Raw genomic sequence first — 24,817 nt, forward strand, 5'->3', positions numbered from 1 at the left:
GCCTCTCTAGCCCCTACCGCTGCATGCGGCTCAGCACAGCGCGGTTCATTTAGGATCTCTAACTTGTTTTCTGATTGGCTTCTTAGTTTCGAGAATGAATTGCAAACTATCCATCATTTCTTAATGAATACAACGCAGCATAACTCACTTTTCATTCGAGCTTGCCATTCGCTAACAGTTAACCTTTAATAACATAATGTTATTAAATAGTGATCTTCCTACAAAGGACTTTCACTCAACATGGCCATGCTGAGCGTATACAAGCAAAGGTTGTATAGCACTCAGGAGCAAGAACTGACTACGTTTTGAACGTACATTTGCTGTAGTTAATTGATAATCAGGGAGAATAAAATGCGAAGGATAACCGAATGCCTTTTTTTAACATTACTATTTCTTAGCCCAATTAATGCTGCGCAAGCTGAGATTGAAGATAAATTTCTACGAAGTATCTTCGGGTATTTAGCCGAAGCTCGAGATATGAACCTCGTAGCATATAGTGGCGAAAAAGTTGCAGAAATAGGCAGAATGTATTATTTAGAGGATCCAGATTCTATTAAAAGACTCGCACTTTGGACAAAAAGGGGGAAAGGTCTAAAGCTATTCGAGTACCAAACAGGTTTCGATATGAGCCAGGAAATCGATATTCAGCAAGAAGAAAGCTATCAAATCCAATCGAAGTATTCTGATTATCTAGCTGGAGCTCTTAAAGCTGAATTAAAAGAAAAAGGAATCAAAGCAAGTGTATTTAAGAAAGCTGTTCGAGATGCCCAAATCAAGTTTAAAGTATTCAGAAAAGTAGTCCCTGGAAAGGTAGTATCCGACTTGGTAAATAAGGATAAACAAAAAATCATTCGTGAATATATAGAGTTTGGCCTTGGTGAAGGCTTGGTCATTCCCTTTCAGCAACTAATTATTGCTGACTTTTCATACAATGAAGCAAGCTCTTTTGAGCTCGGCGCACTGCTCGGGGTCGAACTACTTGAGTCATTGAAAGCGGAGCTTTCAGCTAATGTTGTCACCAGCCAAAAAACAAAAACAGAACTTCCAGCTTCAGCAACTATCGCTTTCAAGCCTTACCCTGTTTATTTCAAAGATACGGACATTTTTGTAATCTGGCCTTAGTTAAGTTAGAACATCTAACCATACATTAAGAATAGGCCACATGCGGCGTCCTATCCTTAGCGTACTATTTTTACGTCAGTAGCATGAGCCCATAAGAAGTTGTATCTTTTTTCCTATTTATTAAGTATCAGACAGGGTTGAGGTTAATGCTACAAGCCGAAGGCGTATTGTGCTAAAAGGGGGTTAATGCTATGTTGCTCAGTGAGTTAGAGCCTAATTTAGGCGCAAATTAGTCATATCACCTTTATCGAGTATTTCATGAAACTCCAAGATATATTGTTAGCCATATTGGTTGTTATGATTTGGGGCATTAACTTCTCTTTTATTAAAATAGGCTTAGAGGAGTTACCCCCAATACTATTTTCAGCGTTACGTTTTGCCATTGTGGCCATTCCTGCGGTTTTCTTTATCCCATTCCCTAAAACATCGGTGTGGAATGTGATCGGAGTGGGGCTGTTTTTAGGAGTGTTCAAATTCGGGCTGCTGTTTGTCGCCATGAAGTCAGATGCATCGGCGGGTTTATCATCACTTATCCTGCAAGCCCAAGTATTTTTCACCATAGGCTTGAGCGTATTCTTTTTCAAAGAAATGCTAACAAAAACACAAATACTCGGGGTCTGTATTGCGGCAATAGGCTTTAGTTTCTTCATCTTTAATGCGGGGGGAAACATTACTGCTGTCGGTTTGATGCTTATTTTGTTAGCGGCTTTTTTCTGGGCAATATCAAACTTAATCATGAAGCGGGTCACTCAAGTGAACCTGTTACATTTTATGGTCTGGGTGCCCCTATACCCCTGCTGATGTTATCGTTTTTCTTGGAAACCAATGCGCCTTTAGAAACCGTATTATCAACAAGCGTGCAGACTTGGGGCGTGCTGGCTTTTGTGGGTTATATCTCAACCTTAATTGCGTTTGCTATTTGGGGAAAGTTGCTGAAAAGCTATTCCGCAGCTGTTGTTACCCCCTTTGCGTTATTAATTCCAGTGGTGGGCTTGGTGACATCGAGCTTAATGTTAAATGAGAGCTTAACTCGCGATGAAATCCTTGGGGCTGTGCTGATCTTGCTTGGATTAGTATTCTGTGTCGCTGGTAAAAAATCATTTATCCTGATAGCAAAGTATCGAGGCGCTAAGTAGACCGTTAAGCCTGACGCTTAGATCTGCTTAGCTCCGAGCTAGGTCTGCTTAGGTTTGAGTTAGGTCCTAGTTAGTGCCATGGTTACGACCTTAGTTACTGCAATACTTTGCTGAAAAGCCGAGTGGTTAAATCCATTGTGATAACCGCTTGCTCTCCCCACCAAGTGCAATCGCGCACGCACAATTCCATTTGTATATTACCGTTTTCATCTTGCGTGGCCCCTTTGATGGGATGAAACCCTTTTGAAGAATCACCGGCTGTGTACCAAAGTTGCCATTCGCTGTTTGGACTTGTTCGGATAAAGCCGTAGCCTAGGTTGCTAAAGGGGGCCTCATAATAGTTGATGATAAGCAGCGAGGCTTGTCCTTGGTTGAACTCTATCACTTCATATTGCTCATCCTGTATGGCTTGTTCAATCAGTGTTTGTAGCTGCTTAGGTTTAGCAATGTGATAGAGGCTGATTGTTCTTGGCACGCCAATATTAAAGGTTTCATCTAATTCAAACAGCCCGCTAGGGGCTACGTCACCTATGGCAGCTTGCCATTGCTCTGTTAAAGGCTTTGCAATGTTGCAACTACACAGCTTAACGTTTGCCTGTGTGGCCATGTGTTCCCAATGAGGCGTTGCTTCGGCTGTATCGCAAAGGGTGTATTTTTCGGCAGCCGACACAAATTCATTGTAAGGCAGTGAGCTGAACTGCCACTGGCCTTGTTCATAGTTATGCAACAGGGCTTGCTGGTCAAGACCTATGCCTGGGGCTAGATGGTGAATAAAAAAGGCCATGGAATGAGTCGTAGCGTCAATGCAAAGCCCAGCCAAGCTTGCCTGGTACAAATTATCACTGAGTAAGTCTGTTTCGCCGCGACGTAATAGAATATGGGTATCGCCGTCACCTTCAGTTAGGGTCAGTTGCAGCGGCTTATCAGCGGCCTTAAGGCCAGCGTCTGACTGTATATTAATCTGGGTTTGACGTGTTTCTCGCAGATCGCCCGCCTCTCTTTGATAAGGATAAACTAACGGGACTTCATTAACGATTAGGCTTGGCGGCGAGGCTTGTTGACCACAGGCGGTTAACATCAGCACTAGCATAACCACTAACATCAGCAATATGCGCGGCAATAACCTGTGATATACAGGCTGTTGAGTGCCAACTTGGCCAACACTTAAGTGTATATATGCGTGTTTATGGTTAGAAAATGACGTCATTAGCGTTTTCTCTATTTGTGTTTTTTAATGAAGGCCCAGACCCTTGATAGGTATCTGAGTAAATTATTGTCAGTTATATTTTGCTGAGAAAAGTCATTCGCTGCATGAGATCTTGCTTGCGCTTTAGCAGGCTGAGCAGGAGAGGGCAAAGTGGTGTTGTTTAACACAGCCTTAATAATGGGCCAACACTCGGTATAGCGCCAACTTTCTTCCCACCAGTGGCATGAGTCTGATAGCGCGCCTTTAAGCTGACTTTCAAATGCCTGAACTTTATTATTCTGGCTTTCACGGGCTAAATTTACAAAATAAGCATCATTTTGTAAATCATTGAGTAACGCCTTCAATTCCGCTTTATCGCAGCGCTCGTCCCGAACCGCTAACGCCAAATTGGTCAGTGAAGACAACTGCCCACGAATAGCTTGTGGTGGCAAGCCAGGTTCAGGGGTGAAATACAGTTTGTCGAAAGGGGCATTTCGCGCATCCACCGCATTCTGTCTTGTTACTTGTGTATCCATTAGCCATTGACTGATGTCGAGCAAAATAATGCCTTGGCCCAGACCTTGGCTGTCTGGCTTTAACCCAATGGCCAGCAGCGGCTTGTTGGGGTGCAGACTTAAGCAACGTGGGCTGCCGGTATGGCTGACCCTTTGATAGCAAAGTACTTGGTAGTCATGCCAATAAATCACTACACCATTGGCATGCAAGCTTAACCAGCCTTGGTGCTCAGGCAGCATTTGGATGGCGATAACACTGCCACAGCCAAGGGATGGGTCCTCTAAGGTTAATTCAGCAGCAATGGCACACAAGCGGTCAGCTTCGATACTCTGGTGCTGCCATTGTCCGTTAAACCACCAATGATGCAATTGTCCTGCTGCATTACCTGTGATGAACCTGGGGTTGTTAGCATCTTGAGCCAGACATAGAATAGGGTGCTCCACAGGGACACTATGCATGAGTTTATGGCTAATCACCGTCAGTGAACCCAAGCCTTCGACCCTAACAATATGCTCAGTCAGCGGCTGGTTTGGGCAGAATGATAAATCTGAGGTGAAATCCAGACCAAAACCACGCTGTTTTTTGCTTGGGGTAATAAATTGGCGATTCATTAAGAGTAAACGGTTGCTGCTACTGGGAGATGTCCTATTACTGTCAATATCAATCTGATATATGTATTCGTCAGCGGCGCCTGTCAAATTGTGGCCACAGATAAATAGCTGGTTATCATAATGAACAAAACCATCCGGATAATGGTGATGCATATTGATGAGATTTACCCTTATGGGCAAGGCTAGATTATCTTCTGAAAGCTCAAAATGCAGCAGTGGCCCTTTATTTCGGCTCACACCGCTTGTGGCTACCCAGAGGTGCTTTGCATCTGGAGTAAAATGCAAGGCGGTGGCACTGAGGCTTTGTTGGCGTTTGCGCATCTGCGGGTTGTTAGGGTGAATGCCTTGCTGAGTTAGAGGGATGCTGTGAGGTTCTGAGATAAACGGGCTGACGGCCTGGGGATCTAAAGATGTATTAAAGGGGTACAGCAATAAATTGCCAGCGCCATAATAAGAGCCTGTGCCTGCAGCAAGGGTATGGCCATCAGGGCTAAATGCAAGGCAAAAAACGGCATTAGTCGTACAGATTGATTGCAGATGAGTTATATTTTTCATCACACTGTGTATTAGGTGTTTTCATTACAAAGAGTGTAGTGGTTGAATAACAAGCGGTAAAGTGGTTTGGCTATGACGAATGATGGGTAATGAATATGGATACGATAAGCCTGCGATGGTTACATAAAGTTAACCCCTTAACTAAGCGCAAGAGAGCGAGTAAGGAAAAAAGGGCTCATTCACCTTCCCAGGTACTCGGGGTTTTCGTTAATGATCAGCCTCTAGAGAGCTGGTTGGAAACCATAGCGGCGAGTAGAGGTGTAAAGAGTTTAGGAGATGTGTTTTTGGCCGAACATCATGTGTTGGAATTTGCCAAAGGTCAGTGGTTAGCCAGTTGTGAGTTTTCAGGGTTTATCACACTATTGGCTTGTGGATGCGGTCATTGGGAGTGTTCGAGTATTGGGGTGCAAACGACAGTATCGGATAATTGGGTGCACTGGCGATTCGATTTAACCCCTATTTATCTTACTCGTTTTGGTGAATTACCCGAGTTTTGGTTCGATCGCCAAGCGTATTGTCAGATGGTTTCTCAATTCGAATTTTAAATGAGCCAGTTAATCGAATTAGTTATCTAGTGTGTGATTGAGTTAATCCAAACCGTTAATTGACTTCCAAGGCTAAATACCTAATGCCAGCTCAATGGTGGTCCTAGTGACATCACTGTGGAGCGGCTTATTTACGGCTAGGCTCAAAGGCATCATATCTAGGCAGGTCTACATCTAAGTCTTCCCAATTGGCTTTTGATGACACAAAGTTGTGGGAAATAGGCTTCTCGCTGATGTCTGAGTCCAATATGCCTAAGCGAAGTCTTAATCGAGTGGGATCTTGCTCATTGGAGCTATAAACCGGTGAACCACATCGAGTGCAAAAATGCCGATTGCGGCCAGGCTTAAATGAGAAGCTGCTTAAACTGGCTTCGCCTGTGACTAACTCAAACTCGGCAGTATTAATAAAGCCATTAGTCGCAAAGGCCGTGCCGCTATTTTTTCTGCACAATGAGCAGTGGCAATGAATAATATCGGTTATTTTTCCATGAATTTTAATCTGAACTTCACCGCACAAACATTTTCCAAGATACATAGCTTAATCTCACTCTCACTCTGATTTTCTAATGCCAACCCTGTAGTGTCAGGATAATTGGCGCTATTTTTTTAATTTATCGATAATGCTTGCTAATTCATCAGTGATATACATGAATCGATAAGCCAACAACAAAACGTGGTCGCATTTACCTCATTCCAAAAAATATCACTATGAATGAACAGCCGTTAGCAGGGGGAGAAGATAGCAGATATTAGCGCTTCTAAACTAGGTTATTGAGATTGCGATTCATGATTAGCAGGGCCGTTTTTTTCAGTCGAGCTATAATCTAACCCTATCACTTATTTTTGCTGTTCTTTTGGGAGACATGTTTATGAATAGGAATGTTAATTTTATTTTGGTTTGTGCGCTATGTTCTTCATTTTCTTACGCTGATGTGGTCAGCATTCGTGCCGATGCATGGTATCCCATCAATGGCGATGCTGGCAGTGAAAAGCCCGGTTATATGATTGAAATTGCAGAGGCTATCTTAACTGAGAATGGTCATAGCCTAGACTATCAAACTATGCCTTGGGAGCGTAGCCTCACTGAGGTGAGGGCGGGCAAATATGATTGCGTGGTGGGCGCGACGCCAGGGGATGCAGAAGATTTTATTTTTCCAGAAGAATCATGGGGTGCATTTGAATCCACTTTCTATGTTAAAAAAGGCAATGGCTGGCGATATACCGACTTAGACAGCGTGAAAAACATTAAAGTGGGCGTCATAGGGGGTTATGCTTACAGTGACGAATTTGATGCTTATGTGGCCGCCAATAAGGCCAATGCTATGGTTCAAGTGCTTAATGCTAATAATGCGTTAGAGCAAAATATTAAAAAGCTCAATGCTGGTCGTATCGATGCCGTTGTAGAGTCCCATTTAGTGATGAACGCCAAATTAATGGAAATGGGCTTGGTTGATAACATCACATCGGCAGGAGCACTTACCGAAAGTGAGCCCATCTTCATCGCTTGCTCCCCCGCTAAAGCCAGTTCCAAAATCTATAGTTCATTATTTTCAGGCGGAATACAAAAGTTGCGCGCATCAGGTCAGTTGAAAACGATTCTTGACAAATACGGTTTAACCGATTGGAAATAGTTAGCTGTAGCCATCCTTGACATAAATAACGATGAATGTTAAAAAATTGTTGTGGTGAATTTTTCATCATAGGATTATCACTAATAAGATAAGGAATATCATGAGAAAAAATAGAAAGTTAAAAATAGCTGGATTAGCTATATTGCTGGGCATAGTTTCATCTGCAGCTTTTGCGCGTCCTACGTGTGAGGACATGCGAGAGATGTGTGCAGAAGGCAATGCTATGTGGTGTTATATGCTTAAAAATGATCCTAGTTGCCTATAATTGATTGGTATTAAAAATGTAATAGTTGTAGGGATTGTTATTACATTTTTTAATAGGTGAGGTTTATTTTGTTTAATATAAAGACAATTGTACATTCAGATGCATTTTTATTTTGTTGCTTTTTTAGTGTGGGATTACTCGGTTACTGGGTATTTTTTAACAGTGAAACAGCACCAGCATCATTAAAGGGTGACTACAGTGTTTATTTCAATGACAAGTCTAATCGCATCATTGTCTACTCCCGTAAATCATGTAAATATTGCATTAAATTAGAAGCTTACTTTGTAAGTAATCACATTGATTACCTTGAAAAAGACATAGGAGAAAGTGATTTCGCAAGGGCGGAGTATGAGCAGTTAGGTGGATACGGTACTCCGCTTGTTTTGTTTAGGGATGAATTGATAATAGGTTTTAGAAAAGAACTTATTTTAAATAAATTGCAAAATGCAGATACAAACCCAAAGCTTAGCTTGTCGACTCATACTGTTTCACCCCGATAAAACCTTCCTTTGAAATACCTCCAACATCAGAATATTTGCTCCAGCATTTTGAGCACCATCGTTGAGCTTTATTAGCATGCCACAGTCACTCCATGGTAATCCTTCTTTGCTGTGTCATTCTCAAAAATCATTTGCATAAAAGTGAACCCCGCATTAAAATCTCATTCGAACATTATTCGAATGAGATTTTTGTATGTGCCCAGCAGCAAGACACACGGCTGAACAGCAGCTTGAAATGATTTTATCCGCTGCGGTTAGCGTGATAGAAGCCTCGTCATTATTGGACTTTAAAATGACCAGTATTGCCAAAGAGGCGGGCTTGTCTGTGGGCTCCTTGTATAAGCATGTGCAAAGTAAAGAAGATTTGATCATTTTACTGGCTTGCGAAATGAGTGAGCACATACATGGCTTGATGATGACCATCTATGACACGCCACTGAGCATGCCGCAGAAACTGATTTCATTTCTGTTATTGGATCCTAAGAAAGCGAGGCGTTTTAGCTTTGATTTGGATTTAGAAACCCTCTCGGGCAGTGAACCTGTGCTGCGTCGCTGTTCTCCCATGTGGAAGGCAAGATTTTTAGCGCTGGAAAGTAAGCTGAGCGAAATGTGCGTGCAAAAAAACATGGACTGCTTTGAGTCGGGTGAGTTTATTGGCGACAACGTTGAGGAAGTGGAAGAACTTAATTTCGGCAACTGGGCCATGTCCATCGGCTTTAAACAAATTCACAGCTATTTTGATGTACTGTCACAACATATACCAGCCCAAGGCTGTGGCGACAATTTTACCTTAGGCAATAGCAGTGTGAGAGCCATGATGCGCTTCATTAATGCCTACCCCTGGAAACAACCATTAACCCTAGAGGGGATTGAGCTGACTAAGCAAGAATTAATCAAACTCGGTTATCGCTAACTTTAGGCAGATTTCATGAACCACTCGAACGAGCCGTTATTAAACCACTTAAATTAGTTACAGCATTAGTTTACTTTATAAGGATTTATTCATGTCAAACACTAAGACACTGCGCAATTGGAGCCTGACTTTTATTGCCATCGCAAGCTTAGGTTATGGGTTGTATTATTTTAAATCATCGGAAATCTCGGCTCAGGCATCCCAAGCTATGCCCGAATACCCAGAACCCGTGGACGTGGCTCTGGCGCTAATGCTTGATTATAAAGATCAAGTAACAGTACCCGCCGAAGTGGTGGCACCGGATGCGATTGTACTCACCAATGAACTTGCGGGTACAGTTCGAGCGCTTAACTTAAAAAATGGCAATTTAGTGACTAAGGGTGAGCTGTTATTACAACTTGATATTAGTGAAGAAACCGCCAGTTTAAACACGGCTAAGGCCAAGACGAAACTTGCTGCGACTGAGCTTAAACGCACCCAATCCTTGCAAAAAAGACAGTTAGTTGCCGCAGAAGCCTTGGACAGAGCCGAAGCCGAGTTAGCAATTAACTTGGCGGAAGTGGATCGCATTCAAGCCATAATCGCTAAGAAAACCGTCTACGCCCCGTTCGATGGTGTTTTGGGCCTGCATGACTTGTCTGTGGGTGAGTATTTGCCTGCTAACAGCCAAATCACCAGCCTAGTTGCCGCGCAAACCCATTTGTGGATAGATGTGAGCTTGTCTCAGCAGCAGTCACAAAACCTAACTAACGATGAAGTGGAGCTCATACTGACAGATAAACAAGCGTCAGGGCAGGCCGTCTTTGCCAAGATCATAGCTAAAAACCCGCTTATCGATAAGCAAACTCGCAGCGTTAAATACCGTGCTTTATTCAAGCAGAGTCCAGATGTGAACTTAATCCCTGGCGCATTTATTGAGGTAAATGTTAAGCAAGGCGAAGCCATTTCCATGATAAGACTGCCAAAACAGGCGATTTTGCGTCAGCAAGCAGCTCGCTATGTGTATGTACTGCAACCTGAGTCTGAAGGGCTTTATCGGGTGCAGCGCCGTGATATCGACTTATTTCAAGAAAATGGTGAGTACAGCTATATCAAAGGTGGCTTGACTGAAGGCGAGCAAGTGGTCACGGCAGGGGCATTTAAGTTGTATCCCAATAAGTTGGTTAATATCCGTCAAGTGGCTGATAACGGCTCAAGCGCTAATGCCTCAAGTGCTAAGGAATAATCATGTCTGAGAATCATTATCCCCCCCGCGTGACAGACATGTTTGTCACTCGGCCAATTTTGGCGATTATCTTATCGCTGACCTTAGTCATAGTGGGCGCCATAGCGGCGATGAAGCTGCCTGTGCTGCAATATCCACAAATTGAAAGCTCGTCCTTGGTGATTAGTACCGTTTACGTGGGCGCGTCGGCCGAAGAAATTCAAGGCTTTGTTACCGATCCCATCGAAAAAGCGGCGGCCACTATCACAGGGGTTGATTTTATCAGCTCTGAATCTAAGGCCAGCAGCAGCAGTCAAGTGACCATACAGCTTGCGCTCAATGCTGACAGCACTAAAGCCTTGGCTGAGCTTAATACTCGCTTGAGTCAAATTCGCTTTGAATTGCCCCAAGAAGCCCAAGACCCCAGTATCACTGTGGTGCGTGCCGACAGGCCCTATGCCTCATTTTACCTGTATGCGGATACCCAAGATTTCAGCCGCGCTGAACTCAGTGATTATTTAGAGCGTCAGGTGAACCCTTTACTGAACTCCTTACCTGGAGTGCAAAAGGTCGGCCTTGAAGGCGGCCGCTCCCCTGCGATGCGCATCTGGCTTAATCCGACGAAAATGTCGATGCTAAAAGTCAGCACTAATGATATTCAGCAGGCACTATTGCGCAATAACGTCGCCGCCACCATAGGCAATACTGAAAATCCAACCCAGCGCATCGATTTAGTGGCCAATACCTTGCTTACCGACAAGGCGAGCTTTGACAATATCACCATCAAGGACGTGGATGGTCGCAGTATTAAACTCATCGATATTGCCAAGGTAGAACTCGGCGCCGAGCAAGCCACAGCTGAGGCAGGTTACAACCTGACTAACTCAGTATACGTGTCTATTTATACCCAGCCAGGGGCCAATGAAATTGATATTGGTGACAAGTTGTATGAAAAGTTAGCCAGTCTAAACCAAGGTTTACCGAAAGATCTGCAATTGAAGATGGCCTATGATGCCACTCAATACATGCGAGACTCCATCAAGGAAGTGTTTACCACCTTACTTGAAACCATCGTCTTGGTGGGTATAGTTATTCTGCTGATGATGGGCTCTTTTAGAACCGCATTAGTGCCCTTGATCACTATCCCAATTTCAATTCTTGGCGCCATTGCTGCCATGACCTTGATGGGCTTTTCACTCAACTTATTGACCTTACTGGCTATCGTGCTTTCGGTGGGTTTAGTGGTGGATGATGCCATTGTGGTGGTCGAAAACGTCGCTAGACACATGCGCACCGGCATGAGTGGCCCAAAAGCGGCGTTATTGAGTTCACGTCAGCTGTTCACGCCCATTATCGGTATGACCATCACCTTAGCTGCTGTGTATGCACCCATTGGCTTTTTATCTGGCTTAACTGGGGTATTGTTCAAAGAGTTTGTGTTCACCTTAGCCACGGCGGTATTGATGTCGGGTTTAGTGGCCTTAACCTTGTCGCCCATCATGAGCGCCATGGTGTCACCTAAAGGCGGTCAAGAAGGCAAAATGACCTTAGGCATTAACCATCAGTTTGCACGCCTTGAAAAAGCTTATGCTAAGTTATTAACGCGCGTGTTCAACAACCGTCCTCAAGTTATCGTATTTGCGGTGTTCGTGACCTTGTTGATCCCGCCCTTGTACCTGTTTTCAAAATCTGAGCTGGCGCCGGTGGAAGATCAATCAAGCATTCAGATGTTTGTTGAAACCCCGCCAGAATCCACCCTCGAATACACTAGCCTGCAGATGAAAGCCTTGGTAGAAACGGCCATTCAGACTCCAAACAGCGTCGGTATGTGGCATCTAGTCTTTGGCACATCTGGGTTTGGCGGATTAAATTTTGTGCCCGTGAGTGAGCGTGAAGAGGGCATTCAAGCGTTACTGGGGCAAGTCTATGGGGTATTGAGTCAATTCCCAGAAGTCACCGCGTTCCCCATTTTGCCCGCGGCGCTGCCATCTTCAGGTCAGTTTGATGTGGAAATGGTGGTGACTTCCTCTGTGCCTCAACCTTTAATGGCAGATTATGCCCAGCAGTTAGTGTATGCCGCCTTTCAAAGTGGTCAGTTTATGTTTGCTGATACTGACTTGAAAGTGGACTTACCCCAGCTAGGGTTTGAGTTTAATAAAGCCAAGATTGCCGACTTAGGCATGACCATCAGTGATGTGAATCAGCAGTTATCTTTCTTGCTCGCTGACAATTATGTCAATCGTTTCAACTTGGACGGTAAGGCCTACAAGGTTATTCCCCAGGTATCTGAAGAGTTTAGAAAGGATCAACAGGCGATATTAGCGTTGCAACTCACCACGGCAGATGGGCAGTTAGTGCCATTGTCCAGCATTGCCACAGTGGTTTCTAACGCTGCGCCGCGAAAGCTCACCAAATTCGGTCAGCGTAACTCCTTCCGTATTTATGGCGGTATATTACCTGGTACCACCAAGGAGCAAGCCTTAGTGACGCTAGAACAAGCGGCGGCAAACATTTTACCTGCAAGTTACAGCATAGATTACATGGGTGAATCACGACAAATTCGTAAAGAAGGCAACACCTTAGTGGGCGTGTTAGGCATCGCCTTAGTGTTCGTGTTCTTTGTGTTGGCAATTCAATTTAACAGCTTTAGGGATCCCTTAGTGGTGTTATTAGGCTCAGTGCCGCTGGCATTATCCGGCGCCTTGATGTTGTCATTCATGAATGTCACCACCATTAACATTTACTCGCAAATAGGCCTGATTACTTTAGTGGGACTTGTGGCTAAAAATGGCATCTTAATTGTAGAGTTTGCCCGTCATTTACAACTTGAAGGCTTAGATAAATCTCAAGCTGTGATAGAGGCGGCCAGTGTGCGTCTGCGTCCAATTTTAATGACCACAGCGGCGACAGTGCTCGGCCATTTCCCCTTGGTCTTGGTCAGCGGTGCGGGCGCTGCTGCAAGAAACAGTATCGGTATTATGTTGGTGGCCGGCATGCTTATCGGCACCTTCTTCACCTTGTTTGTCTTGCCTGTAATTTATTCTTACATAGCGCAAACGCATAACAAGGTGAGTCAAGATTAATTTTAGACTCGGTTTAAATAGAGTTTAGATTGGGCTTGCATTTAACCTGAGATTAACTTAGGTTGGATTTAGAGTGAGTTATTTTAAATAAAAAGGCTGGTTATGTAATCAGCCTTTTTATTTTATTTTCCCTGTTGTCTCTGAACATAAATTTGTATATTGTGCATGGCTTAAGAGCCAAACCTAATGTTTACTACCCATCTTAGCTAGATGTGTTGGCTGAGGTTTAGTCAGTTCTTTATTTTAATCGTGTTCAAGGTAATGAACTGTGAATATATAGGGAAATAACATGAAAACATCCATTCCATCGTGTCAATTTCGCTTCACTTCTGCTTATTTTGTAGCTCTGGCAGTTAGCTTCTTTGCGAACCTATACATTTCAGGTGATAAAAGACGTTGCTTGGTATTTCTTATTTTCTCAAACGGTAAGCCTAGTTTACTGTTTGATGAATACTAAACTCGATATCGCTGCACAGTCTAGCTTTGCTAATATTAATTCAGTCCAATAGTAGTTATGGATCAGTGATGGTGCGCAGTATAATAAATAAAATTAAGTTAACCGTTAGCATTGTCGCCCAAGATGCTAGCGATTTTTAGGGCATGGAGATTAAAATGAAAAAAATAGTATTTACATCGACATTATTGTTATCTATGGGTTCAGTTCAAGCTGCTGAAACAGCTCAAGCTCCTCGTTGGGATAATGTTTCTGTGTCTTATCAATCTGTTGATGTGGAAAATAAAACCTTAACGGGCTTTGGTATCGCTGGCAGTAAATTACTCGGTGAAAGCTTTTTTATTACCGGCGGTTTAAGCAACGCTTCTGACGATATTAAAACCTCAAATGGAAATGTTGACTTAGATTTTAATACTAAAACATTGGGTTTGGGTTATCGTCTACCTTTATCCCATAACACAGATGTTTTTGGTGTGGTTTCCTACGAAGATATGGAAGCTGAAGTAAAGTATCAAGGCAACTCAGTAAGTGGTGGCGATAATGGTTATGGCTTTGAAGTTGGCGTGCGCTCTATGGTGACTGAACACGTTGAATTAGGCGCTTCTATTCAGTATATCGATAAATCCGAGGATTCAGATACTGTATTTGCTGTATCTGCATTGTATAATTTCACCGAGCGTTTCTCAGCAGGCATCGGTTACAGTAAAGCCGAAGACCTGAATACATTTTCAGTATCGGCCTATTACTTTTTCTAAGATTGCGTGTCAAAGTTAGCATAATAACTCGACACTCTTGGTCTTATCGCCAGTCAAAATGGGGCACTCTTGCTTGACTGGCGTTTTGGGATTGTTAAGCTAAATAAATCTTGTTGCATTCATCTCGTCTTTCCTATCAAGTCCATTACCTACTAAATTAGCGTTCATTAACTCTGTTTTTGGAGCACTCGCTGGTGTCTGAGGCTTAGCTTTCTTTTGGCTGGTCACTCGGTTCAGTAAAATGGCTATTAGAATAGCCAAGACACCAAGCCACTGCATTGGGGTTAGTTGCTCATCTAAGATGAGATAACCCAATACCCCTGCTGAAATCGGGCTTAAAAAACCGAGGAATGAGCTGGTCACGACTGGCAAGTGTGCAATTCCTCTAAACCAGATCATATAACCCACTACCGAGCCGATAATACATAGGTAACTGTAACCTAAGATATTTACCTCTGTCAGGCTCGGGGGGATTCCTTCCAGATACAGGGTGATTGGCAGCAGAGCCATGCCGCCGAAGGTGAGCTGCCAACCGGTAAAATCAATCAAGCTAAAATTAGCCGGTTTACCCCAATACTTAGTCAGTACTAAACCCAACGCCATACTGGCAGCTCCCGCCAAGCCAAAAGCGATACCTTGCAGATTGAGCACCATGTTCCCTTTCAGTGCGAGTAAGGCAATTCCCGCGACCCCTAGGGCTAAGGCAATGATGCTGACTAAGGTTATCTTCTCTTTAAATAGCAAGGCACTTAGCGCCATAACCAGTAAAGGTTGGCAAGACATGATAACGGCGGCTGTCCCGCCTGGCAGATAATAGGCTGCGCTAAAGAGGCAGTAGAAAAACACCCCTATGTTGAGCATGCCTAAGAGGGCTATTTTTAGCCACCAATGCCCGATAGGCATTTTTCGGTAAATCATCACCAGCAATAAGCCAGCAGGCAAGGCGCGCAGAGTCGAGGCCAGCAAGGGTAAGTCAGCGGGTAACATCTGAGTGGTGACAATATAGGTACTGCCCCAGACTAATGGCGCTAGGCTGGTGAGTAATAGGTTAAACCAGAGCGAGGGTGTTTTCATGTGAACTTGCCTTTTGTGAATGTATCTTTTTAGAAAGTTAACTTAAAGTACTGGCATTATAGGTTTTGGTCAAGTATCTTTCTTAAAAGATATTTAGCTAACACAAGCTTATTAGATGCAAACGCTGCCGATCCGAACCGTAAGCATGTCTATGGGCATGGGCATGGGCAACTGGAGAAAAGATGAAACAGGATAGAGTCGAGACATTTTTACAGCAATGGCAACAAGTCAGGCCAGAGCTCGATTGCTCACCTATGGGGGTGATTGGCAGGCTTGCAAGAGCACAGCAGTTGATCAGTGCCCGTTTATTACCCGTTTTTAAAGCATTTAACTTAAGCGCCATCGAGTTTGATATCTTGGCGACCCTAAGACGGGCGGACTGTCCATTAACGCCCACAGAGCTTTACCAAACCTTGATGATTTCTTCTGGTGCCATGAGTACCCGCTGCGAACAATTAGTCCAGCGGCAGTTGATTGAGCGGCTTGCTAGTGGTGATGATAGGCGCAGCTGTAAAATTGCACTGACCTCCATTGGCACCACCTTGATTGATGCCGCTGTGGAGGCGCATTTGACTAATGAAACTGATATTTTGTCGCCGCTGACCTTAGATGAACAGCAGCAGCTGGCAAGCTTATTAACACGTTGGCTGGTAGCGAATGAATAAGTGAGAGATCACTGTTAGCTTATGATTTACAAGATTATATTGCTATGTCATTCTGAAAATTCAGCTTGTATTTATGGATGCGTGAACCTCAATAATTGAGGCCACCCTCCTAGCCATTGCCTAACCATCTCCTAACGACAGAATGAAACAAGGATACACTCGTGAGCAACACTCAATTCCCCAAGATCATTGCCCAAACTGAGCGATTGATCATTCGCCCTTTTACTCAGGAAGACGTACCCAGCCTATTCCTGCTTAATAGCATCCCAGAGATTTTGACTTATATTCCTGCAGAAGCCTTTACTGACATAGCACAAGCCCAAGCTATTTTTGATGAGGTGGTGCAAGTTGAATACCGAGAACGTGGCTTTGGTCGCTGGGCAGTCCATCATAAACTCGATGATAAAGTCATCGGTTTTTGTGGCCCGAAATATTTGCCAGAGTTCGATAAGGTGGAATTAGGCTATCGCTATTTGCCTGAATATTGGGGTAAGGGAATAGGCTATGAAGCGGCGCGGGCGACGCTCGATACGTTTAAGCCTCTGCACGGTATTGAGGAGGCTATAGCCCTGATTTTGCATGGCAACCTAGGATCTGAAGCTGTAGCAAAGAAAGTGGGCATGTCGCTGTTTGCAGAAGATGAATATTTTGGTCATAAGGTACATGTGTATCAAATACCATTATAACGGGTTAATTCTTGAGTCGATTAAGTGAGACTGCGCCGTGCAAATTACACTAAGTCCCATGAGCCTGATTATGCGAGCATTTTAAGGTCTGTTAGCATCAATGCTAACGCCTTATTGCAAGAGACACTCTGCACTGGATTGATAAACTGACTTCTGAATAAAAAGCCTTGAACTAAGTCAACCTTAAGTTGTTTGGCCCAGTGTAGCTGTTGCTCAGTTTCAATGCCTTCCAAAATACACAGTTTGCCAGTGTGTTTACCGTAATCAACCAGTGAAGCCAACAGGGCGTAGTGGTCGCCGTCATCGAGTTTAGTCAGCCATTGACGATCAAATTTTAAATAATCCATCTTGGTCATTAATTCAACACACAGCATGGTACCAGGTGCACCGATATCATCTAGGGCGCAGCTTACCCCATGCTGCTTAAAAATCTGCACCAAGTCGATAGCCATCTGGGCTTCGTTCATGCAAGTGTTTTCAATTAATTCGACAGTTAAGTTTGCATGGGGGGCTAATAAGGCCAGCATGGGCTTGACCCATTCACCTTGCATACCATGGGGGTCGATATTGATAAACAATCGGCCTGACGGCGCATGTTCCAGTTGAAAAGATTTGGCGAGATATTCCACTTGAGCGAACAATTCAGGGGTTGCGTGCAAACGCTCAAACACGAGATTTGGGGGGATAGGTCGTAGTTCAGCGTCTTTAAAACGTGCTAGTGCTTCGTAACCCCACAGGGTTAGGCTTAGTGGCTCAATTAAGGGTTGGTATTCACAACTCAGGCTTAAGTGATCAATGTCCATATTATGATTCTTGTTTAAAAGACTAATGCTAATTATTCCTATTTAACTAGATTATGCAATCATCATCCTTAAGTCTGAGTTTGAATGGGGGATATTTGAGCAGATATGAGTGTTTACTCAGGTTTTTATAAACAAAAAACCAGCGCTAGGCTGGTTTTTAGTTAAATCACAGTTTAGCACGCTATTGTTTAGCGCTATCGCTTATGACAATCCCTTAGCACTAAAGCTTAGGCTTATTCGTCGGCGTGATCGCAGCTGTCATTGGTACAGTGACCGTAGAGATACAAGCTATGGTGGGTCAACTTAATATTATGGCGCTTGGCGACGTCATCTTGTCGTTGCTCAATCACTTCATCGGAGAACTCAATGACTTTGTCACAGGTTAAACACACAAGGTGATCGTGATGTTTTTGCGACGACATCTCAAATACCGCTTTGCCACTTTCGAAATGATGGCGATTTAAAATCCCAGCGTCATCAAATTGATTCAGAACACGGTAGACTGTCGCAAGGCCGATTTCTTCACCCACTTCGAGTAATTTTTTATACAGATCTTCGGCACTGATATGTTGGTTTTCAGGTGCTTGCATCAGTTCTAGAATTTTGACTCTGGGCAGGGTGATTTTTAAACCCGCTTTCTTGAGTGCTTGATTTCCATCTGTCATGGCTAATCTCTTAATTACAGAACCAAATGGTTCATCCGTGGATAATGAGCTTCATTATATGTGCTCGGGTACAAAACTGAAACCTTTGCTAAGAGTTAATCACACTATATGTTGAAAATTTATATAATAATTCAGTATTTAAACAGAAATCGTCATTGTAATCATAATACACTTACATAGACTAAGGGCTAATGATGAGGGCCGTACAGACCTTTAAAGATGCATGTTTACTCGCTAACCTAAAAAAGCCTTTAGCTATGATTGAATTTGATACAAGATAGGATGGATTATGCAACCCGTGGCGCAGGAGAAAAAGGTGTATCGGCGTATTGTGATATTGACTGGGGCTGGAATATCGGCAGAGTCCGGCTTGGGTACATTTCGTTGCCAAGATGGATTATGGGAAAATCATACTATAGAAGATGTGGCTACTCCTGAAGGTTACGCTCGGGATCCGCAATTAGTGGAGCGTTTTTATAACGATCGTTGGTTGCAACTTCAAAGTGAGGCTATTCAGCCTAATCCTGCCCATGAGGCCTTAGCTAGGCTTGGTGCCGAGTTCAGTGGTCAACTCTTGCTTGTGACCCAAAATGTTGATGACTTGCATGAGCGCAGCGGCGCTTTTGCTGTGCACCATATGCATGGCGAGCTTAATCGTGGCCGTTGCCCCAATTCATCGCAAACCTTTGTGCTGCGTGCTCCCTTTGGTGCTGATAACTGTTGCACTTGCTGTATTCCAGCAAGAAGACTCAGGCCTGATATTGTTTGGTTTGGGGAAATCCCTATGGGTATGGATAGGATCCATGCCGCCTTGGAAGCCTGCGATCTGTTTATTGCCATAGGGACGTCGGGCACCGTCTACCCAGCTGCAGGTTTTGTGGACATTGCCCGTCATCACGGCGCTGACACTGTGGAAGTGAATCTTGATAAAACACCCCATAGTCAGTTTGCAGCACACCTTATTGGTAAGGCCAGTGATACCGTGCCCGTATTGGTGTCGGCTATATTGGCTGGTGAGTCTCTTAATCAGTTTGGGCACAAAGATGAGTGAAAGTCGTTTGAACAGCAAGGATAATAACAGCCCAGATACTAATCAAAAACGTGCGATTATTTTGCGCGGCTTACCTGGCAGTGGAAAATCCCATTGGGTAGACACTTACCTGAAATCACAGGGGCTTGAAATTGCCACTCGGGTTAAGCAGTACGGTTATTTCTCAACCGATAGCTTGTTTATGGTCAACGGCCAATACCAGTTTGATGTCAGTAAATTGTCTCAATACCACCAACATAATCTTTGCGGCTTTATTCAAGCCCTAGGAACCCGTGAGCCTTTGGTCATTTGCGATAATACCAATGTGTGTCACTGGGAATATGCGGCTTATCAAATGGCAGCCAAAGCGCTGGGTTATCAAGTTAAAATAGTGGTGATAGGTGATCCTAAAAACAGCCAGCATCAAAGCCTGTGCGCCGAGCGTAATCGCCATGGTGTGCCATTAGGTCACATTCGAAAAATGGCGCAGTTATTTGAGCTTGACTAGTGGTTATTGTGCCTGAATTTATGTTCTAAACTCATTTTATGAGCTCATTTTTAAGTACTGTAGCCGACAAGGTTATTTGCATAGCTTATCCCTAAACAAAAAGGCCAATCCATCATGATGGAATGGCCTTTTTAATGGTTCGCTAACCACTAGCAAATTGCAATTAATCGTTACTTGTAGTTTATAAAACGTTACTTGGTTAAATCGATTTTATAGACAGCAAAACCTAACTCATCAACGGCAACTTTCACCATGTCTCTTTGCTTATTGTTGGCAATAAAGCCTGCCGCTTTTTCGCTATTTTGGGTCTCAAAACGAACGTCTAGCGCTGTGGTGGTGTTAATGGTTTTAAAGCCCCAGTTATTATCGGCACTTGGATCAACTTTACCATCATACTTACCTGTGACTGCGTTGAATTTAGATTCTGCACTGATATAGGCGGCTAGGGCTTCGCGGTTAGCATCTGGGAGTTCAAGTACCACAAAATCTGGACCTGTACCTGCAAACTTACCGCCAAAAGCACGGTAGTTGTTGGTGGCGACAATAAATTCTTGAGCTGAAAATTCAGTACCAGTGATTTCACGGCCATCGTCGAATTTATAGGTTAAATCCACAATGCGGTTCGCATCAGCATTAACCACTTTACAATCGCCATCTAACTTATTGGCTTGAGTCACATCAATTTTATAGGTTACGCCATCAATAACATCAAAGTTATAAGTTCTGTGGGTATCCCAATTGATAAGGGATTGAACCGCTGTGCTGTTAGGGTCAATTTGATTGAACTGGTTGGCTGAACATTCAAGCCAGTTTTTCACTTCTGCGCCTGTGACTTTAACCGCAACCATGGTATTAGGGTAGAGGTATAAATCCGCCGCATTTTTATAGGTTAGCGCGCCAGCATCCACCAAAACGTACTGATCGGCATCACTTGACGTGCTGTGACGACCACCAGTCTTAAATGGCGCCGCGGCTGACAGAATAGGAATGCCTTTAAGTTCAGTAGGCAGCTTAGCTTTAACACCTGCGATTTGTGCATCAGATACGATTTGTACCGTTGGATCATCCTGCACTAAGGTCAAGAAGCTGAACATGTCTGAGGCAGCTTCACCTATGGGTTGATCCACATATGCTAAGGTTCCTGTATGCTCAGCACTTACGGCATCGTGAATTGCGTCATCGGCTTGCACTAGCTCAACCTTGTTTTTGAGGTCATAAATTGGTCTTGCAGCTGAACTGGACTCTTTATGAATAACCGCCCATTTGCCATTTTCTTTGCGTAACTTAAGATCGATGACCCCTAAGTTATCGCCCCAACGACCAGGCATAACAGCTGGGATACCGTTAAGTAACCCCTTACTGGCGTCGGTGTTTGCTAGCGCTTGATAGCGATCATCTGGGAATACAGAATGACTGTGGCCAAACATAATGGCATCAATACCCGCGACATTGGTGAGTGCATAAGTGGCATTTTCAGCCCATGGATCCCCAGGGTTTTCACTGGAGCCTATGCCTGAGTGCGGGATGGCAATAATGACATCAGCACCTTGAGCTTTCATTTGTGGAACGAACTTTTCCGCCGCTTGAACAATACCTAAAGTATCGACCTTGCCCGTTAAGTTTTGCTTATCCCACAGCATAATTTGTGGTGGCACAAAGCCGATGTAACCCACTTTAATGGTGTGCTCTTTACCTTCGGTGTCGATAACGACTTTATCTTTAATGATAAAGGGCGTAAATAAGTTCTCGCTAAATTGAATACCGTTCCAACAACCGCTCTTGTCGGCACAGATAACGTTGGCATTAATATAAGGGAACTCGGCGCCTGCAATGGCGGTTTCAAGAAAATCTAGGCCGTAGTTAAATTCATGGTTGCCTATGTTACCCACATCATAATCTAGGGTGTTCATGGCTTTGTAGGCAGGGTGAACATCCCCTTTTTGAAGACCTATGCTGGCAACATAATCGCCCATAGGGCTACCTTGGATAAGGTCGCCATTGTCCACAAGCACTGAGTTGCTGACTTCTTTACGAGCAGCATGGATAAGGCTTGCTGTACGGGCAAGGCCTATAGTTTTGTCTTCTTTGCCACTGTAGTAGTTAAAGTCCATGATGTTGGCATGTAAGTCACTGGTTTCTAATACCCGCAAATCGACTTCGGGAATGGTGACTGTTACTACCTTATCTTCGGAGGTACAAGCTGTTGCACTAAGTAAACTTGCGATTACTACTGATAATACTTTTTGATTCAACATCGCATTTCTCTTCTATTTTTGATTTAGTGTTATTTCAGCCTAGGCTTGACCCATATCTCGACCTAGGCGTGATGATTATAACGATATTGAGCTTAACTAATGTGACAAACGGCAAGCTTATAGGGTGATAAACCAACACTTAACTGGATTTTGGCGATAAAAAAAGCAGCCACCTAAGTGACTGCTTATATTGGATAATAATTATACTATGAGAGTGTCAGTATAGAGTCTTGTCTAATGACAAGACTATTTTTGCAGTAAACCACGGCTTTTAAGCAGGGGTTCAATGCCGGCTTCTTTGCCGCGGAACTGCTTGTACAGCAGCATAGGATCGGCGCTGCCACCTTGTGACAACACATTGTCTTTAAAGGCTTGTGCTGTGGCTTTATCAAAGATCCCATTCTCTTTAAAGGCTTCGAAGGCATCGGCGCCTAGAATATCCGACCAAAGATAGCTGTAGTAACCCGCAGAGTATCCGCCATTGAAGATGTGCGAGAAATAGGTGCTGCGATAGCGGGGCACGATTTCGTCGATTAATCCCATGTTAGCCAGTGAATCGGCTTCAAACTTGGCGGCATCACGGACTGTATCATCATTAAGCGAGTGCCAATCTAAATCAAGCTTGGTCGCAGCCATATATTCAACGGTGGCAAAGCCTTGGTTGAATTGGCTGGCAGCTTGGATTTTTTTGACTAGGGCCTCTGGGATCACTTCACCGGTTTGGTAATGAGTGGCAAATTGAGCCAAGACTTCAGGCTGAGTCATCCAATTTTCCATGACCTGTGAGGGAAACTCCACATAGTCGCGGGGCACGGAAGTGCCAGCTTGTGAACGATATTTAACCTTTGACAAGATGCCATGTAAAGCGTGACCAAATTCATGGAATAGGGTACTCGCTTCATCAAATGTCAGTAGGGCTGGCTCATTACCACTGGGTTTTGGGTAATTGAGTACATTGACAATAATAGGTAACGAATCCACGCCATTCATCTTGTACTGTTCACGATAGGCATTCATCCAAGCCCCACCGCGCTTGCTGCCGCGGACGAAGTAATCCCCCATGAAGATGGCCATGAGTTTACCTTCTTTATCAAAAACTTCCCAAGTACGCACATCCTCGTGGTATTTTGGCAAGTCAGTGCGTTCTTTGAGGCTGACGCCATAAAGACGATTTGCCGTGTAAAACACTCCTTTTAAGGTATTTTCTAATGAAAAATACGGGCGTGTGTCTTGTTCATTAAAGCTGTATTTTGCAACGCGGATTTTGTCTGCATAATAGGCCCAATCCCAAGCCGCTAGCTTAAACTTACCCCCTTGGCTGTCTATTAGTTCCTGCATCACAGCCACTTCGCTCTTGGCCTGATTAAGTGCTGCTGGCCAGACTTTGTTTAACAGGGCATAGACATTTTCAGGCGTCTTGGCAGTACGCTCTTCTAGCACAAAGTGGGCGTGGGATTGATAACCCATTAACTGAGCGCGCTGGGCTCGCAGGGAAGCAATTTGGGCTAAGATCAGTTTATTATCGTGTTCATTATTGTTATTGGCCTGATTAATATAGCCATTAAATAATACTTCACGTAAGTCACGATTATCTGCATAGGTTAAAAACGGCGTGATAGAAGGTCTATGGGGGGTAAATACCCATTTTCCATCGTGGCCACGCTTAGTGGCCGTTTGTGCTGCCGTACTGATGACATTTTGAGGTAAACCAGCTAGATCTTCTTTTTTATCAATGACTAACTCAAAGGCATTGGTTTCTGCCAACAGATTGTCACCAAAGGCTAAGTTTAACTTGCCGATTTCCTCGTTTAAGCTGCGCAAGGTTTGCTTGTCTTCTGGGCTTAAGTTCGCGCCGCCTCGGGTGAAGGATTTATAGGTGTCTTCTAGCAATTTCGTTTCAGAGGCATTTAAGCCTAAGTTTGCCGCATTGTCGTAGATGCTTTTCACTTTTTGAAATAGGGCATCATTTAAGAAAATGTCATCGGAGGATGAAGACAGCATAGGCGACACATCTTTTGATATGGCTTGTAACTCATCATTGGTGTGAGCACTGGTTAAGTTATAAAACACGCTGGCGACTGCTGTTAACAAATCTCCAGAGAACTCTATAGCTTCAATAGTATTGGCGAATGTTGGTGCTTCTGGGTTATTGACTATCGCCATGATTTCTTCTTGACGAGCGGCAATACCAGCTTTAAATGCCGGTAAATAATGCTCCGGTTTTATCTTGTCAAAATCGGGGATTTCTTGGAATGTGCCATATTGCTTGAAGAAAGGATTATCCCCATGCTGAGCAATCATCTGCGCTGAAGTTTGCGCTGCAGCTATCTTGGTTTGGTTTTGAGCATCGCTATTGTCTGAGCAGGCGCTCAACGCTAGGGTCAATGTCATGGCTGAAAACAGCGGACGAAGGCGTAGGCCTTTCATAGGTGGACTCCCAAATAAATTATGCGGCCTTTTATTGGCCTGCTATGAATATTCTGTTTGTTAATATAAATATCAGTACGGCTGGAAATAAAAAACTGCCGTCAGCGGGGCATTTTAGCAAGGTTTTTAGACCTATGGGGGATTGAATCGTGTCTGTTTGTAACAAAAAAAGAGCCAGCTAACAGCTGGCTCTTTTGTGAGTATAAACCAATGATTTTAAAGTTATTA

The 24,817-nt window shown here is 43.8% G+C and carries 22 protein-coding genes; 14 read left to right on the forward strand and 8 right to left on the reverse strand.

Annotation, left to right across the window (positions count from 1 at the left end; translation table 11 throughout):
* Positions 1 to 351 precede the first annotated feature (351 nt).
* The 3 genes from SDEN_RS08240 (at position 352) to SDEN_RS20825 (ending at position 2,258) form a co-directional block, all read left to right on the forward strand.
* The gene (locus tag SDEN_RS08240; protein ID WP_011496020.1) at positions 352 to 1,122 is read left to right on the forward strand and encodes a hypothetical protein; all 771 of its coding nucleotides are present in this window, start codon (positions 352 to 354) and stop codon (positions 1,120 to 1,122) included.
* 258 nt (positions 1,123 to 1,380) lie between these two features.
* A complete protein-coding gene (locus SDEN_RS20820) occupies positions 1,381 to 1,923 on the forward strand; it encodes an EamA family transporter (RefSeq protein WP_232279936.1) in 543 nt (180 codons plus the stop codon).
* Positions 1,923 to 2,258 (forward strand): EamA family transporter, encoded by a 336-nt coding sequence (locus tag SDEN_RS20825; RefSeq protein ID WP_232279937.1) that lies wholly within the window; start codon positions 1,923 to 1,925, stop codon positions 2,256 to 2,258. The genes SDEN_RS20820 and SDEN_RS20825 overlap by 1 nt, the downstream gene beginning before the upstream one ends.
* Positions 2,259 to 2,352: 94 nt before the next feature.
* Here SDEN_RS20825 and SDEN_RS08250 read toward each other — a convergent pair whose 3' ends face one another.
* On the reverse strand, positions 2,353 to 3,465 hold the full coding sequence (locus SDEN_RS08250) for a hypothetical protein (protein ID WP_011496021.1): 1,113 nt from the start codon (positions 3,463 to 3,465) through the stop codon (positions 2,353 to 2,355).
* A gap of 11 nt (positions 3,466 to 3,476) precedes the next feature.
* Entirely contained in the window at positions 3,477 to 5,126 is a 1,650-nt protein-coding gene (locus SDEN_RS08255; RefSeq protein WP_011496022.1) for a hypothetical protein, read from the reverse strand.
* An 89-nt stretch (positions 5,127 to 5,215) separates the two neighbouring features.
* On the opposite strand from SDEN_RS08255, the gene SDEN_RS08260 reads away from it, so the two are divergent.
* Positions 5,216 to 5,671 carry a hypothetical protein gene (locus SDEN_RS08260; RefSeq protein ID WP_011496023.1) on the forward strand — a complete coding sequence of 152 codons (456 nt, stop codon included), beginning with the start codon at positions 5,216 to 5,218 and terminating at the stop codon, positions 5,669 to 5,671.
* Between the two features lie 127 nt (positions 5,672 to 5,798).
* Here the strand turns inward: SDEN_RS08260 and SDEN_RS08265 are convergent, their stop codons facing one another.
* The gene (locus SDEN_RS08265; protein ID WP_011496024.1) at positions 5,799 to 6,206 is read right to left on the reverse strand and encodes a GFA family protein; all 408 of its coding nucleotides are present in this window, start codon (positions 6,204 to 6,206) and stop codon (positions 5,799 to 5,801) included.
* A gap of 334 nt (positions 6,207 to 6,540) precedes the next feature.
* Here SDEN_RS08265 and SDEN_RS08270 point away from each other — a divergent pair, with 334 nt between their 5' ends.
* From SDEN_RS08270 to SDEN_RS08295, 6 genes are all read left to right on the forward strand, one after another.
* Complete coding sequence (locus SDEN_RS08270; RefSeq protein ID WP_011496025.1) at positions 6,541 to 7,302, forward strand: substrate-binding periplasmic protein; 762 nt, start codon at positions 6,541 to 6,543, stop codon at positions 7,300 to 7,302.
* 333 nt (positions 7,303 to 7,635) lie between these two features.
* Positions 7,636 to 8,067: a glutaredoxin family protein gene (locus tag SDEN_RS19790; RefSeq protein WP_049762977.1), complete on the forward strand. Its 432-nt coding sequence runs from the start codon at positions 7,636 to 7,638 to the stop codon at positions 8,065 to 8,067.
* A 193-nt stretch (positions 8,068 to 8,260) separates the two neighbouring features.
* Positions 8,261 to 8,980, forward strand: a complete 720-nt coding sequence (locus tag SDEN_RS08280; protein ID WP_011496027.1) for a TetR/AcrR family transcriptional regulator — start codon at positions 8,261 to 8,263, stop codon at positions 8,978 to 8,980.
* Between the two features lie 91 nt (positions 8,981 to 9,071).
* Positions 9,072 to 10,205, forward strand: a complete 1,134-nt coding sequence (locus SDEN_RS08285; protein ID WP_011496028.1) for an efflux RND transporter periplasmic adaptor subunit — start codon at positions 9,072 to 9,074, stop codon at positions 10,203 to 10,205.
* Positions 10,206 to 10,207: 2 nt separating this feature from the next.
* Positions 10,208 to 13,267, forward strand: a complete 3,060-nt coding sequence (locus tag SDEN_RS08290; protein ID WP_011496029.1) for an efflux RND transporter permease subunit — start codon at positions 10,208 to 10,210, stop codon at positions 13,265 to 13,267.
* 612 nt (positions 13,268 to 13,879) lie between these two features.
* Entirely contained in the window at positions 13,880 to 14,476 is a 597-nt protein-coding gene (locus tag SDEN_RS08295) for a porin family protein (RefSeq protein ID WP_011496030.1), read from the forward strand.
* Between the two features lie 99 nt (positions 14,477 to 14,575).
* Here the strand turns inward: SDEN_RS08295 and SDEN_RS08300 are convergent, their stop codons facing one another.
* Positions 14,576 to 15,550, reverse strand: a complete 975-nt coding sequence (locus SDEN_RS08300) for a DMT family transporter (protein WP_011496031.1) — start codon at positions 15,548 to 15,550, stop codon at positions 14,576 to 14,578.
* Positions 15,551 to 15,732: 182 nt separating this feature from the next.
* On the opposite strand from SDEN_RS08300, the gene SDEN_RS08305 reads away from it, so the two are divergent.
* A complete protein-coding gene (locus tag SDEN_RS08305; protein ID WP_011496032.1) occupies positions 15,733 to 16,215 on the forward strand; it encodes a MarR family winged helix-turn-helix transcriptional regulator in 483 nt (160 codons plus the stop codon).
* 185 nt (positions 16,216 to 16,400) lie between these two features.
* Entirely contained in the window at positions 16,401 to 16,901 is a 501-nt protein-coding gene (locus SDEN_RS08310; RefSeq protein ID WP_041406162.1) for a GNAT family N-acetyltransferase, read from the forward strand.
* Positions 16,902 to 16,969: 68 nt separating this feature from the next.
* Here the strand turns inward: SDEN_RS08310 and SDEN_RS08315 are convergent, their stop codons facing one another.
* Both SDEN_RS08315 and fur read right to left on the reverse strand, forming a co-directional pair.
* Positions 16,970 to 17,704: an EAL domain-containing protein gene (locus tag SDEN_RS08315; protein WP_011496034.1), complete on the reverse strand. Its 735-nt coding sequence runs from the start codon at positions 17,702 to 17,704 to the stop codon at positions 16,970 to 16,972.
* Positions 17,705 to 17,937: 233 nt separating this feature from the next.
* A complete protein-coding gene (fur, locus tag SDEN_RS08320; RefSeq protein ID WP_011496035.1) occupies positions 17,938 to 18,369 on the reverse strand; it encodes a ferric iron uptake transcriptional regulator in 432 nt (143 codons plus the stop codon).
* A gap of 316 nt (positions 18,370 to 18,685) precedes the next feature.
* Here fur and SDEN_RS08325 point away from each other — a divergent pair, with 316 nt between their 5' ends.
* Both SDEN_RS08325 and SDEN_RS08330 read left to right on the forward strand, forming a co-directional pair.
* Positions 18,686 to 19,420 carry an NAD-dependent deacylase gene (locus tag SDEN_RS08325; RefSeq protein WP_041406164.1) on the forward strand — a complete coding sequence of 245 codons (735 nt, stop codon included), beginning with the start codon at positions 18,686 to 18,688 and terminating at the stop codon, positions 19,418 to 19,420.
* Complete coding sequence (locus SDEN_RS08330; RefSeq protein WP_011496037.1) at positions 19,413 to 19,907, forward strand: ATP-binding protein; 495 nt, start codon at positions 19,413 to 19,415, stop codon at positions 19,905 to 19,907. The genes SDEN_RS08325 and SDEN_RS08330 overlap by 8 nt, the downstream gene beginning before the upstream one ends.
* A gap of 191 nt (positions 19,908 to 20,098) precedes the next feature.
* Here SDEN_RS08330 and SDEN_RS08335 read toward each other — a convergent pair whose 3' ends face one another.
* On the reverse strand, positions 20,099 to 22,162 hold the full coding sequence (locus SDEN_RS08335; RefSeq protein WP_011496038.1) for a bifunctional 2',3'-cyclic-nucleotide 2'-phosphodiesterase/3'-nucleotidase: 2,064 nt from the start codon (positions 22,160 to 22,162) through the stop codon (positions 20,099 to 20,101).
* Between the two features lie 246 nt (positions 22,163 to 22,408).
* Positions 22,409 to 24,589: a M3 family metallopeptidase gene (locus SDEN_RS08340; protein ID WP_011496039.1), complete on the reverse strand. Its 2,181-nt coding sequence runs from the start codon at positions 24,587 to 24,589 to the stop codon at positions 22,409 to 22,411.
* Between the last annotated feature and the right edge of the window lie 228 nt (positions 24,590 to 24,817).

This window comes from Shewanella denitrificans OS217 (assembly GCF_000013765.1).
Lineage (GTDB): Bacteria > Pseudomonadota > Gammaproteobacteria > Enterobacterales > Shewanellaceae > Shewanella > Shewanella denitrificans.

Excerpts from the sequence above, each read along its gene's own strand:
- SDEN_RS08335 (WP_011496038.1), bottom strand. The coding sequence starts at position 22,162 with ATGTTGAATCAAAAAGTATTATCAGTAGTAATCGCAAGTTTACTTAGT.
- SDEN_RS08265 (WP_011496024.1), bottom strand. The coding sequence starts at position 6,206 with ATGTATCTTGGAAAATGTTTGTGCGGTGAAGTTCAGATTAAAATTCAT.
- SDEN_RS08260 (WP_011496023.1), top strand. The coding sequence starts at position 5,216 with ATGAATATGGATACGATAAGCCTGCGATGGTTACATAAAGTTAACCCC.
- SDEN_RS08280 (WP_011496027.1), top strand. The coding sequence starts at position 8,261 with ATGTGCCCAGCAGCAAGACACACGGCTGAACAGCAGCTTGAAATGATT.
- SDEN_RS08255 (WP_011496022.1), bottom strand. The coding sequence starts at position 5,126 with ATGAAAAATATAACTCATCTGCAATCAATCTGTACGACTAATGCCGTT.
- SDEN_RS08340 (WP_011496039.1), bottom strand. The coding sequence starts at position 24,589 with ATGAAAGGCCTACGCCTTCGTCCGCTGTTTTCAGCCATGACATTGACC.
- SDEN_RS08285 (WP_011496028.1), top strand. The coding sequence starts at position 9,072 with ATGTCAAACACTAAGACACTGCGCAATTGGAGCCTGACTTTTATTGCC.
- SDEN_RS20825 (WP_232279937.1), top strand. The coding sequence starts at position 1,923 with ATGTTATCGTTTTTCTTGGAAACCAATGCGCCTTTAGAAACCGTATTA.
- SDEN_RS20820 (WP_232279936.1), top strand. The coding sequence starts at position 1,381 with ATGAAACTCCAAGATATATTGTTAGCCATATTGGTTGTTATGATTTGG.
- SDEN_RS08290 (WP_011496029.1), top strand. The coding sequence starts at position 10,208 with ATGTCTGAGAATCATTATCCCCCCCGCGTGACAGACATGTTTGTCACT.
- SDEN_RS08305 (WP_011496032.1), top strand. The coding sequence starts at position 15,733 with ATGAAACAGGATAGAGTCGAGACATTTTTACAGCAATGGCAACAAGTC.
- SDEN_RS08250 (WP_011496021.1), bottom strand. The coding sequence starts at position 3,465 with ATGACGTCATTTTCTAACCATAAACACGCATATATACACTTAAGTGTT.
- SDEN_RS08300 (WP_011496031.1), bottom strand. The coding sequence starts at position 15,550 with ATGAAAACACCCTCGCTCTGGTTTAACCTATTACTCACCAGCCTAGCG.
- fur (WP_011496035.1), bottom strand. The coding sequence starts at position 18,369 with ATGACAGATGGAAATCAAGCACTCAAGAAAGCGGGTTTAAAAATCACC.
- SDEN_RS08315 (WP_011496034.1), bottom strand. The coding sequence starts at position 17,704 with ATGGACATTGATCACTTAAGCCTGAGTTGTGAATACCAACCCTTAATT.
- SDEN_RS08295 (WP_011496030.1), top strand. The coding sequence starts at position 13,880 with ATGAAAAAAATAGTATTTACATCGACATTATTGTTATCTATGGGTTCA.
- SDEN_RS08330 (WP_011496037.1), top strand. The coding sequence starts at position 19,413 with ATGAGTGAAAGTCGTTTGAACAGCAAGGATAATAACAGCCCAGATACT.
- SDEN_RS08270 (WP_011496025.1), top strand. The coding sequence starts at position 6,541 with ATGAATAGGAATGTTAATTTTATTTTGGTTTGTGCGCTATGTTCTTCA.
- SDEN_RS08240 (WP_011496020.1), top strand. The coding sequence starts at position 352 with ATGCGAAGGATAACCGAATGCCTTTTTTTAACATTACTATTTCTTAGC.